We start from the raw sequence: 13,574 nt of genomic DNA, 5'->3' as shown, positions 1-13,574 counted from the left end.
GTACCGGCCGAAACGGCCTTACCGGTTTTTGCCCGGCACCCACAGAACGTCAAGCGCGCCCTTGTCATTCAGATAGCGCGAGGCGACGAAAAAGAAGTCCGACAGACGGTTCATGTAGCGCGTTGCGGCGGGATTGACCTGTTCCCGGCCCGCCAGCTCGACCATCAGCCGCTCGGCACGGCGCGACACGGTGCGGGCGAGATGCAGATAGGTCGCCGCCGGCGTTCCACCCGGCAGCACGAAGGAGCGCAGCGGCTTGAGATCGGCATTGAGCAGGTCGATGGCCTCCTCGATCGCGGTCACCTGGTGATCCGTGATGCGCAGCGGCTCATAGCCAAGGTCCTGGCCCGTGTCCGGTGTCGCCAGATCGGCGCCAAGATCGAACAGGTCGTTCTGGATCCGCGACAGGATGCCATCCACCTGCGGATCTGATTCGCCAAGGGCAAGGCGCACAAGCCCGACCACCGAATTTGTCTCGTCGACGGTGCCATAGGCCTCGATGCGCAGGTCATACTTCGGACGGCGTTCGCCGGACCCCAGCGCGGTCGTGCCGTTATCACCGGTCTTGGTGTAGATCTTGTTCAGGACAACCATGTCTTCCCCCTGCCCTTCTCAATGCTGACGATCAGGGCTTCGGCCCGAGGAAATAGAGCGTCGCCATGATGATGACGATGGCAAGAAACTGAAGGCCAACGCGCCAGCGCATCAGCTGCTGCGACTTGCTCGCAGAGCCGCCGCGAAACATGTTCCACAGTCCGAGAAAGAGCACGACTGCGACCGCGCCCACCGCGACCGGAACAAGATTGTAGAGAATATTGCCCATAATGGTTCCGTCCTGTCGTCCGCCGCAGCCCCGGCAGCGGATGTCGTCTTACGCCGGCGCTGCGCCGGCAGACCTCATTGATTGATCATTCTTCCTTGTCGGCCGCATTCATGAGCATGCGGTCCAGCGCCCTGGTCGAGAGCAGGCGCTTGAGCACCGTCATCACCTTGGTCGGAACCGTCGTGCGATAGCGTGCCTTTGGGTGGGGTGATTCGATGGCATGGATCAGCTGCTCGACAACTGCTTCCGGCTGCAACTTGAACCGGCCCGGTTCGCCGTTTTCCATGCGCTTCAGCCGTCGTTCATAGGCTGCGCGATGAACAGACGCCTCCAGTCCTTCCCGCCCGATCCAGCGATGGAAATTGGCCATCGCATTGGCCGTGAAGGCGGTATCGATCGGCCCCGGCTCGATCAGGGCCACATGGATGCCCGTGCCGTGCAACTCGTGCCGCAGGGTGTCGGAATAGGCCTCAAGGGCAAATTTCGATGCGGTGTAGGCGCCCCGGTACTTCATCGCGATAAAGCCCAGGATCGAGGAACACTGCACGATGCGCCCCGCCCCTTGCGCCCGCATGACCGGCACGACCTGACGCGTCAACGCGTGCCAGCCGAAGAAGTTCGCCTCGAACAGGCCGCGCAGCGCGTCTGTCGGCAAGTCCTCCAGCGCGCAGGGAACGGCATAGGCACCATTGTTGAACAGCGCATCAAGCCGGCCACCGCTGCGCTCAAGGATTTCGCCCAGCGCAGCGTGAATTGTCGCTTCGTTCTCGTAGTCGAGCAGGAAGGCCTCAAAGCCCTGCGCCTTCAGCTCGGCAACGTCTTCAAGCCGCCGCGCCGTTGGAAACACACGCCAGTTGCGGCCGCGCAGGAGCCGGGCCGCCGAGGCACCGATACCGCTGGAACAGCCCGTGATGAGTATGCTGCGAGCGGCCGCGCTGCCCGGTTCTGCAAGGTCCGTCATAAACGAAGTTCAACCCTCAAGCGTCAGATCGGCTCGCCGGTCAAAAGCTTCGGCGCAGGACCGGCAAATCCCGCCGCTTCGCGGATGAATCCGGTTTTCAACCTCGGCATCCGCTCGACGAGACCGAGGCCAAAGTCGCGGATTCCGCGCAGGATGTCGATATCATTCGAGAACAACCGGTTGAGCACATCCGTCACCACACCCATCTGGAACGCATCGAAGCGGCGCCAGGTCTGGTACCGCTCCAGCACATCGAACGCGCCGATGTCCTGGCCGAGGCGGCGGGCCGTCACCAGCACCTCTGCCAGCGCCGCCACGTCCTTGAAGCCCATGTTGAGCCCCTGTCCGGCAATCGGGTGAATGCCATGCGCCGCATCACCGGCAAGGGCAAAGCGCGGGCGGATGTATTCGCGCGCCAGGGTCAGCCCCAGCGGGTAAGCGTGGCGCGGTCCATCCAGTTCCAGTTTGCCGAGATGATGGCCGAAGCGGCGCTCCAGCTCGATCTCGAAGGTGAAGTCATCGCCGCGCACCAGGCGGTCCGCATCTGCGGTGCGCTCGGTCCAGACCAGCGACGAGCGGTTGCCGGGCAGCGGCAGGATGGCAAAGGGGCCGGCGGGCAGGAAATGTTCCTCGGCGCGGCCGTTGTGCGGCCGCTCGTGCTTGACCGTTGTCACGATGCCGGACTGGCCATAGGCCCAGTGCACCGTCCGGATGCCGGCCAGGTCGCGCAACCGCGACTTCACCCCATCAGCGGCAACCAGCAGCCGGGCCGACAGGGTCTTGCCGGAGGCCGTGTGAATTTCAACCCGGCCAGGAGCCGTGCTGAAATCCCGGGCGGTATCGGGGGCGTGGAACACGACGCCCAGCGCCGCAGCCGCCGCATGCAGCGCCGGAAGCATGACGCCATTCGGCACCATATGGGCAAAGGCCTCACCCGCCTGGCGGTCACCGGCGAAGGTCAGATAGACGGGCCGAACCGCATCGCGCAGGCGGCTGTCCGTGACGATCATCTCGTTGATCGGCTGCGCCTTGGACTTGATGTCCTGCCAGATGCCGAGCTGGTCCAGCATGCGGCAAGCGGCAGCGGCAATGGCGGACGCACGGGGATCCTTGCCCAGCGTGTCCATGGGCTTGGGATCGATGACGGCAACCGACATCGACGGATCCGCCTGCTTCAGCGCCAGCGCCAGCGACAGCCCGACATAGCCGCCACCGGCAATCGCGACGTCAATCCGCTCGGCATCCGCTTCGGACACGTCCATGGTCTTCTCCTTCAGAACTCGCAAGACGGCGCCTTGATATGGGGCGCCCCCTTCCCTTTGGACAGCATTGACTTGTGGTCCCGGCGCACGTCCAAGTCACATGGAAACGTGCGGTGACCGGCCGGTCACCGGCATCCCCACACCCTCACGGGCTGCTGCAGCCCAAGGACCATGTAGCAAGGATTGCGGCGATGAACACGGCCATCGAGACACTTTTGTCCATTCTCGACCTCGAACCGCTGGAACACAATCTGTTTAGAGGTCGCAGCCCCCAGGTTGGCTGGCAGCGGGTTTATGGCGGGCAGGTCATCGGCCAGGCCCTTGTGGCGGCCTCGCGCACGGTGAGCGAAGACCGGCACATCCATTCCCTGCACGGCTATTTCCTGCGTCCGGGCGATCCGGCAGTGCCGATCATCTATGACGTTGACCGCATCCGTGATGGCGGCAGCTTCACCACAAGGCGCGTCGTCGCCATCCAGCATGGTCAGGCGATCTTCTCCATGTCCGCCTCGTTCCAGACATTGGAAGAAGGTCTGGAGCACCAGGTCGAGATGCCAAACGTCCCGATGCCGGAAGACCTGCCTAGCGAGCAGGACCTGAAGGAAAAGCTGCTGCAGGTGGCCCCGCCCAATGTCCGCAAGTACTGGGAACGGGAACGGCCGATCGAGCTGAGACCCGTCGACCTCACCCACTATTTCAGCTCCAAGAAACTGGATCCTGTGCAGCATGTCTGGGTGCGCGCGACAAATCCACTGCCGGACGACCAGCGCATTCACCAGTGCGTGCTGGCTTATGCCTCGGACATGACCCTGCTGGACACGTCCCTGTTCCCGCATGGCAAATCGGTCTTCAGCCCGGATATCCAGCCGGCAAGCCTTGACCACTCGATGTGGTTCCACCGCCCTTTCCGGGCCGATGAATGGATGCTCTACACGACCGACAGCCCGTCATCCTCGGGCGGGCGCGGCATGAACCGGGGCACGCTGTACAGCCGCGACGGCCAGCTCATCGCCTCCACCGCGCAGGAAGGGCTGATCCGGCTGAAGCGGACCTGAGTTTCAGCGCGGCGAGAAGCCGGAGATCGCCAGAGGATTGTCCATCATCGCCTGGGCATCCGGCGTATCCGGCTGGAGCGCGCCCGTGAAGGCATCGAACAGGCGGCGGACAAAGCCCTCCGGCAGATCGGAGGTGATGAACACCAGCCGCGAGCGATGATCGGCATCCGGCCAGGCAGGCAGGGTCACCGGCGGATGAAACACGTGCTGGACGCCGTGGATCACCACCGGACGCTCCGGGTCCTCGGCGATCTGGATGATGCCCTTGACGCGCAGCAGCTTCGGCCCATGCGCCGAGCGCAAGAGATCGATGAACATTTCCAGCGCCGCCGCCGGCACGGGACGGTTCGCCGCCAGCGTGAAGGCGCGGATCTTGTCATCATGACGGTTTACATCGTGATGATGGTGGCCGTGGTGGCTATGGTCATGAGCGTGATGATCATGGTGGTCATGACCACAATTCTCGTCATGGCAATGCGCATGGTCATGCTCATGGCCATGATGGTGATCGTGGCCCGTCGCCGGCTTGGGCTCGTAGGCCTCCGCATTGAGCCAGCGCGCCACATCGGGGATCTTGGTTGCAGGATCATACAGCCCGGCATTGAACAGGTGCACAGCCTCGGCCTCGCCTTCCGCGGCCTCCAGCTGCAGCGCTCCGGGATTGAGCGTCATCAGCCGGCTGCGAAGCGCCGAGAGCGAAGCCTGACCTTCCGGCCCGGTCAGAAGATCCGTCTTGGTCAGCACAAGGCGGTCGGCGACGGCGGCCTGGCGGACGGATTCCACATGCTCGTCCAGCGTCGACATGCCGTTGACCGCATCGACCAGGGTCACGACGCTGTCGAGCCGGTAGCGCAGCATCAGATAGGGATGCAGCATCACCGTGTGCAGGATCGGCGCGGGATCAGCCAGACCCGTGGTCTCGATCACCACCCGGGCGAGCTTGTCCATGCGACCATTGTCGAGACGGCGCAAAAGGTCTTCCAGCGTGTTGATGAGATCGCCACGAATGGTACAGCACAGGCAGCCGGAGGACAGCTCCATCACGCCATCGTCGGACCGGTCGACCAGCAGGTGGTCAAGGCCGATGTCGCCGAACTCGTTGATGATGACGGCCGTGTCCGCCATGACCGGATCCTTGAGAATCCGGTTGAGCAACGTCGTCTTGCCGGACCCGAGGAAGCCGGTGATGATCGACAGCGGAATGGGCGGCTTCGGTCCACGCGGCTGCGCGGCGGCGGTCGGTTCGGCGGACATGAGCTTATCCTTCAGGCGGGCAGCCCGGTGCTACGGCCTGGGCGCAGGTTTGACCGGGGGGTTCAGGGCCCTGAATATGGCACCGGGGGCCGGCTCGGCAACTGCGCCGGGAACAATGCCCGAGGGCCGCAGGTCCAGCGGCTTGGAAACCGGCAGGCGTACGGGAGGCTGGGCCGAGCCGGCAACTTCAGCCAAGGCGGGTGCAGCAGGCGCTGCCTGTGTCTGGCCTTTCACAACACCGACGGACACGGTCACAGGGGCATAGGCGACCTGTTCGACACCGACGGTGCGGTCCAGAATCATGGCCCAGTCAACCTTGCCTGTTCCCTTGCCGGCCGGCACATCTTCGCCGTCTTCGCCCGGTTCGCTGCCGCTTTGCTGCGGCATGCCGGGCATGATCGGCTTGCTGTCATCGAGATTGCTGAGGGCCATGACGGCAGAGCGGGACTTTTGCGGACTGGCCATATCAAAGCGCGCCAGGATCTCGTCCGGACCAGGCTTTCGGTTGCGCTTGCAATAGCCATCGGCCGGAGGTGGCGTGCCGGCGCGCGGCAGCATTGTGACAGTGGTGCTGGAGCCGCGCGTGCGGAAGCCGCGGTCGATCACCTGGCGGGAAAAGGCCGTGCGCTCGAGACCCGATCCCGCACCCAGAACGATGGCAATCACCGTGCGGCCATTGCGGGTGGCGGACGCAGCGACATTGTAACCGGAGTTGCAGATATAACCTGTCTTCAGGCCGTCCGCGCCCGGCACGCGCTGCAGGAATTCCCGGTTGGCCGAGCGAAGCGTCTGCTTGCCAAACTTGAGGCCCGGATGACGGTAAAAATGCTGCGCCTCGGGAAAATCCCGTTTCAGGGCAATTGCAAGCAGGGCGAGATCGGCGGCGGAGGAAATCTGGCGATTGTCCGGCAACCCATGCGGATTGACAAAAACTGTGCCACGCATTCCCAGCCGGCGGGCTTCGGCATTCATCATCGTGATGAAATTCTCTTCCGTGCCGCCGACGGTTTCAGCCACAGCCACTGCAATATCATTAGCCGATTTGACCATCAGGATCGTCAGGGCCGTCTCAAGCGGCAGCTGTGTGCCAACCTTGAAGCCCATCTTGCTGGGAGGCTGTGCAAGCGAATTGGCAGACTGGATGACCGGAGCTTGCAGCGAAAGCCGACCGTCGCGGATCGCGCGCAATGCGACATAGGCCGTCATCATTTTGGTCAACGAAGCCGGATACCATTGCCGGGTCGCTTCGTGCTCTTCCAGCACGGCGCCCGTTGTCGCGTCGACCACCAGGTAGGGACCGATGTCCGCCCGCGCCGGCATCAGGGTTGCAGATAGGACGCTGAGGCCGGCCAGCGCCGCCAAGCCCAGCGCACGCGCCTTGTAAAATCCACCGAGCACGATGCCCTCGTCGTGAAAGAATGCCCCGCAGGCCCGAAGGCCACACCCCGAAACTCAATAACCGATAGAGGTTAAGGATTGCAAAGGATATGCCCACGCGTCCCACAACATCCAGCCTGATCCGGCCCCTCGCACGGGTCACGCCTGCCTCAGGAACAGGCAATCGCCATCTATTGAGGCAAGCCCAACCCGGCGCGATGCCCGCGAACCGGACATCGCCTGCCATGATCCGGCAGATGGCCCGCTGCTTGCTAAGCAATGACGATATGCAGACAGGCAAAGGCATTGCCTGCAACTGGGCTCTTGCATGCGCGAGCGGCAAGCGACCATGATCACGGCAAGAAGGAACCGGGGGGCACGGTGCAGTGAAGGACGTCACGCAGGCAAAGCTTGCATTGGTTGAGCCGATGCCGGAGCCAGCTCCGCGCCTGCAACGCGCCCAGGGCGCGGCCGTCGTGCATTTTGCCTGCACCACACAGACAGAAGGCCAGACCAGAACGACACTCGCTCGCCTCGGGCAATCCGGCTCGGCCAAGATCCGCCTGCCCAAGGTCTATGACGACGTGCCTGTGGCTGTCATGCTCAACACATCCGGCGGCATAACCGGTGGCGATCAGCTCTCGTTCGAGGCAAGCGTTGCGAGCGGCGGGCACGCCATTGTCACCACCCAGGCGGCCGAGCGGGCCTATCGCAGCACATCCGGAGCAGGTGAAGTCCGCAACCGCGTCACGGTCGGCGACGGGGGCACGCTGGAATGGCTGCCGCAGGAAACGATGCTGTTCGAGCAGTCGCATCTTCGCCGCAGCCTGCAGGTGAACCTGACAGGCAGCGCCCGTTTCATGGGGCTGGAGATGGTCGTTCTCGGCCGCGAGGCCATGGGCGAGACCGTCACCACCACCTCGTTCCGCGATGCCTGGACCATCCACCGTGATGGCCGGTTGCTTTATGCGGACACAGTCCGCTTCGGCCCGGATGCCGCGAGCCTACAGGCGCTGGCGACCCTAAATGGCGCCCGTGCCTTTGCCACCTTCATCGACTGCGGGCCGGATGCGGAGATGAACCTCGTCCGGGCGCGAGGTCTCATCGACGCCCTGCCGCTGCGCGCGGGTGTGAGCGCCTGGAACGGCCGCCTGCTGGCTCGCTTTGTAAGTCCTGGCAGCCGTGCCCTCCGCGACGGCCTCATTTCCTTTCTTCAAGCCTATCGCGGCGCGCCCCTGCCCCGCGTCTGGCACTGCTGACCCATGACCAAAACAGACGGAGACCGCCGGTGAACCTGACCCCGCGCGAAAAGGACAAGCTGCTGATCGCCATGGCCGCCATGGTGGCCCGCCGGCGGCTGGAACGCGGCGTGAAGCTGAACCATCCCGAGGCGATTGCCCTGATCAGCGATTTCGTTGTCGAGGGCGCGCGCGATGGCCGCACCGTTGCTGAACTGATGGAGGCCGGAGCACATGTCCTGACCCGCGATCAGGTCATGCCCGGCATCGCCGAGATGATCCACGACGTGCAGGTGGAAGCAACGTTCCCCGATGGAACAAAGCTCGTCACCGTGCACCAGCCGATCCGGTGAGGGGCCATCCATGAAACGGATGCTGGGCCTTGAGACACATGACATGCCAGCCGCATGGGTAGCAGCCGCCAAAACCGGCGACCCTCAGGTGGATCCGGGCGTTTCAGCCCCCCTCCCCCTCGTGGGGAGGGGTAAGGGGTGGGGGGGCGCCCGGAACCCAGTCGGATCACCAAATGCCTTGAGAGCCCATGGTCAAAAATGTCGGTTTCCTCGTCGTTTCAGTCCGTTGCCCCCCACCCCCATCCCCTCCCCACGAGGGGGAGGGGAGCACGGCGCCTCAGTGCCAGTCACCAGGCGGCGCCGCTTAGCGGCTGGGCCAAGTCCTGTCAGCAGCCTCGCCTTTGCCACCCTCATTCCGGTCCCGGCCCTCGCCCAGGGAACTGAGACCTCACAAGCCCTGTTCACGCCGACAGTGATCCTGATCGGCATAGCCGGACTGGTCATCGGCGGGGTCATCGGGTTCATCCGCCGCCGCAAGGAGATGAAGAAATGATCCCAGGTCAATTGTTCCCCGCCGAGGGAGAGATCGAACTCAATGCCGGCTTGCCCGTTGTCGAACTGGATGTTGCCAATACGGGCGACCGGCCGGTCCAGGTGGGCAGTCATTATCACTTTGCTGAAACGAACGCCGGCCTGAGCTTTGACCGGGCTGCCGCGCACGGGCTGCGACTGGACATCCCGGCCGGAACGGCGGTGCGCTTCGAGCCAGGCCAGACGAAGCGTGTGCATCTGGTGCCCTATCGCGGCGACCGCATCGTCTATGGCTTCAACCAGAAGGTCATGGGGGCCTTGTGAGCCCGAGCCGGTTGACCTGACCAACACCACGATCCCATCCGCCCAGTACCGCGACACGCGAGGAAACCGATGCCGTTCAAGATGTCCCGCGCTGCCTATGCCGACATGTTCGGTCCCACCACCGGCGATCGTCTGCGCCTCGCCGACACCGACCTGATCATCGAAGTGGAGAAGGATTTCACCATCTATGGCGAGGAGGTGAAGTTCGGCGGCGGCAAGGTGATCCGCGACGGTATGGGCCAGTCGCAGCACCCGCGCTCGGCGGGTGCCGTCGATACCGTGATCACGAATGTGCTGATTGTCGATCATTGGGGCATCGTGAAGGCCGATGTAGGCCTCAAGGACGGGCGGATCGCAGGGATCGGCAAGGCGGGCAATCCGGACGTGCAGCCGGGCGTGACGATCATCGTCGGGCCGGGCACGGAAGTGATCGCCGGGGAAGGACGCATCCTGACGGCCGGCGCGCTGGACGTGCACATCCACTACATCTGCCCGCAGCAGATCGACGAGGCGCTGATGTCGGGTGTCACCACGATGCTGGGCGGCGGCACGGGCCCGGCAACCGGCACCAACGCCACCACCTGCACCCCCGGCCCCTGGCACCTGGCGCGCATGCTGCAAGCCGCCGACAGCTTCCCAATGAACCTCGCCTTTGCCGGCAAGGGCAATGCCTCCCTGCCGGCCGCGCTGGAGGAACAGATCCTCGCCGGAGCCTGCGCCCTCAAGCTGCACGAGGACTGGGGCACGACGCCGGCCGCGATCGACACCTGTCTTGCGGTGGCCGACGAGTACGACGTGCAGGTGATGATCCACACCGACACGCTGAACGAAAGCGGCTTCGTGGAAAACACCAAGTCCGCCTTCCGCGGCCGCACCATTCACGCCTTCCACACCGAGGGCGCGGGCGGCGGCCATGCGCCGGACATCATCAAGGTGGTGGGCGAGGCCAATGTGATCCCCTCCTCCACCAACCCGACGCGGCCCTACACCCGCAACACCATCGACGAGCATCTCGACATGCTGATGGTCTGCCACCATCTCGATCCGTCGATCCCCGAGGACGTGGCCTTCGCCGAGAGCCGCATCCGCCGCGAGACCATCGCCGCCGAGGACATCCTGCACGACATGGGCGCGATGTCGATCATCTCGTCCGACAGCCAGGCCATGGGCCGCGTCGGCGAGATCCTGATCCGCACCTTCCAGACCGCGCACAAGATGCGCGTCCAGCGCGGCCGCCTGCCCGAGGAAGCCGGCGACAACGACAACATGCGCGTGAAGCGCTACATCGCAAAGGTGACGATCAACCCGGCCATCGCGCATGGGCTGGACGAGCACATCGGCTCGGTCGAGGTGGGCAAGCTGGCCGATCTGGTGCTGTGGTCGCCCGCCTTCTTCGGTGTCAAGCCGGACATGATCCTGAAGCTCGGCACCATTGCCGCCGCGCCCATGGGCGACCCGAATGCCTCGATCCCGACGCCGCAGCCGGTCCACTACCGCCCGATGTTCGGTGCCTTCGGCAAGGCGATGACTGCAAGCCGGGTGACCTTCGTGTCGAAGGCCGCGCATGAGCATGGCATCAAGGACCGGCTGGAACTGGACAGCTTGGTGCTGCCGGTGAAGAACACACGGTCGGGCATTTCCAAGCGCTCCATGATCCACAACAACGCCCTGCCCGTGGTCGAGGTGCATCCGGAAACCTATGAGGTGCGCGCGAACGGGGAACTGCTGACCTGCGAGCCGGCGGATGTCCTGCCCATGGCCCAGCGCTATTTCCTGTTCTAGGTTAGCACTGACGCCGGCTGGAAATTCAGCCCGCGCGAGGAGAGACACGGGGACATCATGTACAAGGTCATTGGCAGTCCGCGCAGCCGCGCCATTCGCATCTACTGGATGCTGGAGGAACTCGGCCAGCCTTACGACATCGTACTGGCTGCACCGCATAGCCCGGAAGCTCTGGCCTTCAACCCAAGCGGAAAGATCCCCGTCCTTGTCGATGGCGAGGCGGTACTGACCGACAGCGTGGCTATCGTCCAGTATCTGGCCGACAAGCACGGCACCTGCACATTCGCCGCCGGAACAGTGAACCGTGCCATTCAAGACAGCTTCACTCAGTTCTGCGTCGACGAAATCGAAGGTGCACTCTGGACGTCCGCCAAACAGGGTCTGTTCTACGAGAACTGCGCGCCGCAGATGCAGGAGATCTGCCACGGCGAGTTCACCAAGGCGATGGAAACACTGGCCCGCCGGCTGGACGGCAAGCCCTATGTAATGGGCGATACTTTCACGGTTCCGGATCTCATCCTTGGTCATTGCGGCAGCTGGGCGGCAGGCGCAAAGTTTCCAATGCCCAAGGATGGACCGCTCCACGCCTATTTCAAGCGGCTGCGCGAGCGGCCGGCCTATCTGGCAATGGGCAAGCGCGTGGCGGAGCTGCCCAAATGACCGCACCCTTGCGCGCAGGGCTCGTGCGGCCGGCTGGCACCTGGCCCGACTGGTCGCTGGATACGATCACGCTCGACGGCGAGGACAGGCATCGCCGCCGGGCGGTGCTGACGACGGACGGCGGCACGGAGTTCCTGCTGGATCTGCCCGATGCGACCTGGCTGCGCCATGGCGACGGGCTGCAGCTGGACGACGGACGCATGATCAAGGTGCAGGCCGCCCCGGAGGATGTGGTGGACATCACGGCGGTCTCGCCGGCAGCGCTCGTCCGCATCGCCTGGCATCTCGGCAACCGGCATCTGCCAACCCAGCTACTGGACAATGGCCTGCGCATCCGCCGCGATCACGTCATCGAGGCCCTGGTCGAGCTGCTCGGCGGGACGATGGAGGCCAAGTCGGCACCCTTCGATCCCGAAGGCGGCGCCTATGGTCATGGACGGACGCAAGCGCACGACCATGTTCATGGCCATGGGCATGGTCATGACCATTCCCATCATGATCACGGGCACGGGCACGGGCACACCCATGACCATCACCACGGACATGGGCATGGGCATGGGCATGGGCATCGTGGACACACACACGGCGACGGACATTCCCATTGAGAGGGCAAGCCACCCCTGATTCATGTGAAACATCTGAGCCGGCTGCGGATCTGCGGGTGGCACCGGACGGGCTGGATTGCACCGGCCTGTACCGGCTGATGGCTTTGCTGTCGCCGGCCTTTCCCATCGGTGCGTTCACTTACAGCCATGGTCTGGAACAGGTCATCGAGGACGGAGATATCCGGACTGCGGCTGATCTGGAGGCCTATCTGGTGGCCCTGTTCCGCCATGGCAGCGGCCGGACCGACGCGATCCTGCTGCGCGTAGCGCATGCCGCCGCCATGGCCGGTGATGATGACGCAGTGCTGGTGGCACGCGATTATGGCCTCGCGCTTGCCCCGTCGCGCGAACGGCTGCTGGAAACATCGGCGCAAGGGACGGCCTTTCTCGACACCTGCCGCAAGGCCTGGGCGCCGCCGGCGGGCCGCGATGGCGCAGCCGTCTTCTCGCGCCTGGTGCCGCAGGAAAGTGCCGTTGATCCCTGGCCTTATCCTGTGGCGGTCGGACTGACGGCAGCCGCCTGGTCGATCCCGGTGCACCTGACGCTGACGGCCGCGTTGCAAGCCTTTGCGGCGTCACTCATCTCGGCGGCCATCCGCGCAGTTCCGCTTGGCCAGACGGACGGACAACGCGTGCTGCACCGGATGGAGCCTGTGATTGCTGAGCTCGTCCGGTCGACTGATGCGACCACGCTCTCCGATATCGGCAGTTCGGCGTTTGGGGCTGACATTGCCTCGATGCGTCACGAAACCCAGTACACGAGGTTGTTCAGAACATGACGTCCCCCAATGGCCCGCTTCGCGTCGGCATCGGTGGCCCGGTCGGTGCCGGCAAGACCACGCTGACCGACCGGCTCTGCAAGGCACTGCGTGACCGCTACTCGCTCGCCGTCATCACCAACGACATCTACACGAGCGAGGACGCCGAGGCGTTGATGCGCTCGCAGGCGCTGCCGAGCGAACGCATCCGCGGCGTCGAAACCGGCGGCTGCCCGCACACGGCGATCCGCGAGGATGCCTCGATCAATCTCGCCGCCGTACATGACCTGACCCGCACGTTTCCCGACCTGGACCTGATCCTGATCGAATCGGGCGGTGACAATCTGGCCGCCACCTTCTCGCCGGAACTGGCAGACCTGACGATCTACGTGATCGACGTGGCGGCCGGTGAGGAAATCCCGCGCAAGGGTGGCCCCGGCATCACCCGCTCCGACCTGCTGGTGATCAACAAGACGGATCTGGCCCCTTATGTCGAGGTGGACCTGTCAGTCATGGACCGGGACGCGAAGCGCATGCGCAAGGACCGGCCTTATCTTTTCGCCAACACCAAGGCGGGCAAGGGCGTCGGCGAGATCGCGGACTTCATCGTTCGACAGGGTGGACTTGGGCACTGAAGCCACGGCGAGGTCA

The 13,574-nt window shown here is 64.3% G+C and carries 16 protein-coding genes; 10 read left to right on the top strand and 6 right to left on the bottom strand.

What is annotated here, in order from left to right; all coding sequences use genetic code 11:
- Positions 1–18: 18 nt before the first annotated feature.
- From C8348_RS16620 to C8348_RS16605, 4 genes are all read right to left on the bottom strand, one after another.
- Entirely contained in the window at positions 19–594 is a 576-nt protein-coding gene (locus C8348_RS16620) for a cob(I)yrinic acid a,c-diamide adenosyltransferase (protein ID WP_106754495.1), read from the bottom strand.
- Between the two features lie 31 nt (positions 595–625).
- The gene (locus tag C8348_RS16615) at positions 626–823 is read right to left on the bottom strand and encodes a twin transmembrane helix small protein (RefSeq protein ID WP_106754494.1); all 198 of its coding nucleotides are present in this window, start codon (positions 821–823) and stop codon (positions 626–628) included.
- 85 nt (positions 824–908) lie between these two features.
- Positions 909–1,784 carry an SDR family oxidoreductase gene (locus C8348_RS16610; protein WP_106754493.1) on the bottom strand — a complete coding sequence of 292 codons (876 nt, stop codon included), beginning with the start codon at positions 1,782–1,784 and terminating at the stop codon, positions 909–911.
- A 23-nt stretch (positions 1,785–1,807) separates the two neighbouring features.
- Positions 1,808–3,046 carry a ubiquinone biosynthesis hydroxylase gene (locus C8348_RS16605; protein WP_106754492.1) on the bottom strand — a complete coding sequence of 413 codons (1,239 nt, stop codon included), beginning with the start codon at positions 3,044–3,046 and terminating at the stop codon, positions 1,808–1,810.
- 191 nt (positions 3,047–3,237) lie between these two features.
- On the opposite strand from C8348_RS16605, the gene tesB reads away from it, so the two are divergent.
- Complete coding sequence (gene tesB / locus C8348_RS16600; RefSeq protein WP_106754491.1) at positions 3,238–4,101, top strand: acyl-CoA thioesterase II; 864 nt, start codon at positions 3,238–3,240, stop codon at positions 4,099–4,101.
- A gap of 3 nt (positions 4,102–4,104) precedes the next feature.
- Here the strand turns inward: tesB and C8348_RS16595 are convergent, their stop codons facing one another.
- Together C8348_RS16595 and C8348_RS16590 are read right to left on the bottom strand one after the other, a co-directional pair.
- Positions 4,105–5,355, bottom strand: a complete 1,251-nt coding sequence (locus tag C8348_RS16595) for a CobW family GTP-binding protein (RefSeq protein WP_106754490.1) — start codon at positions 5,353–5,355, stop codon at positions 4,105–4,107.
- A gap of 30 nt (positions 5,356–5,385) precedes the next feature.
- The gene (locus tag C8348_RS16590) at positions 5,386–6,753 is read right to left on the bottom strand and encodes a D-alanyl-D-alanine carboxypeptidase family protein (protein WP_208983795.1); all 1,368 of its coding nucleotides are present in this window, start codon (positions 6,751–6,753) and stop codon (positions 5,386–5,388) included.
- A 407-nt stretch (positions 6,754–7,160) separates the two neighbouring features.
- Between C8348_RS16590 and C8348_RS16585 the strand changes: the two genes are divergently transcribed.
- From C8348_RS16585 to ureG, 9 genes are all read left to right on the top strand, one after another.
- Positions 7,161–7,991 carry an urease accessory protein UreD gene (locus tag C8348_RS16585; RefSeq protein WP_106754572.1) on the top strand — a complete coding sequence of 277 codons (831 nt, stop codon included), beginning with the start codon at positions 7,161–7,163 and terminating at the stop codon, positions 7,989–7,991.
- Between the two features lie 29 nt (positions 7,992–8,020).
- Positions 8,021–8,323: an urease subunit gamma gene (locus tag C8348_RS16580; protein WP_106754489.1), complete on the top strand. Its 303-nt coding sequence runs from the start codon at positions 8,021–8,023 to the stop codon at positions 8,321–8,323.
- A 280-nt stretch (positions 8,324–8,603) separates the two neighbouring features.
- Entirely contained in the window at positions 8,604–8,816 is a 213-nt protein-coding gene (locus C8348_RS22005; RefSeq protein WP_157950451.1) for an LPXTG cell wall anchor domain-containing protein, read from the top strand.
- The gene (locus tag C8348_RS16575; protein ID WP_106754488.1) at positions 8,813–9,118 is read left to right on the top strand and encodes an urease subunit beta; all 306 of its coding nucleotides are present in this window, start codon (positions 8,813–8,815) and stop codon (positions 9,116–9,118) included. The genes C8348_RS22005 and C8348_RS16575 overlap by 4 nt, the downstream gene beginning before the upstream one ends.
- Before the next feature lie 69 nt (positions 9,119–9,187).
- Positions 9,188–10,900, top strand: coding sequence for an urease subunit alpha (ureC, locus tag C8348_RS16570; RefSeq protein ID WP_106754487.1), 1,713 nt, complete (start codon positions 9,188–9,190; stop codon positions 10,898–10,900).
- 57 nt (positions 10,901–10,957) lie between these two features.
- A complete protein-coding gene (locus tag C8348_RS16565; protein WP_106754486.1) occupies positions 10,958–11,560 on the top strand; it encodes a glutathione S-transferase family protein in 603 nt (200 codons plus the stop codon).
- Complete coding sequence (locus C8348_RS16560; protein ID WP_106754485.1) at positions 11,557–12,165, top strand: urease accessory protein UreE; 609 nt, start codon at positions 11,557–11,559, stop codon at positions 12,163–12,165. Before C8348_RS16565 ends, C8348_RS16560 begins: the two co-directional genes overlap by 4 nt.
- A 56-nt stretch (positions 12,166–12,221) precedes the next feature.
- Positions 12,222–12,944 (top strand): urease accessory protein UreF, encoded by a 723-nt coding sequence (locus C8348_RS16555; protein ID WP_244294039.1) that lies wholly within the window; start codon positions 12,222–12,224, stop codon positions 12,942–12,944.
- Entirely contained in the window at positions 12,941–13,558 is a 618-nt protein-coding gene (gene ureG / locus C8348_RS16550; protein WP_106754484.1) for an urease accessory protein UreG, read from the top strand. The genes C8348_RS16555 and ureG overlap by 4 nt, the downstream gene beginning before the upstream one ends.
- Positions 13,559–13,574 lie beyond the last annotated feature (16 nt).

The organism is Pannonibacter carbonis (genome assembly GCF_003012935.1).
GTDB classification, from domain to species: Bacteria; Pseudomonadota; Alphaproteobacteria; order Rhizobiales; family Stappiaceae; genus Pannonibacter; species Pannonibacter carbonis.
Note: the sequence above shows the minus strand (reverse complement) of the source record. Positions and strands in the feature narration are given on the sequence as shown.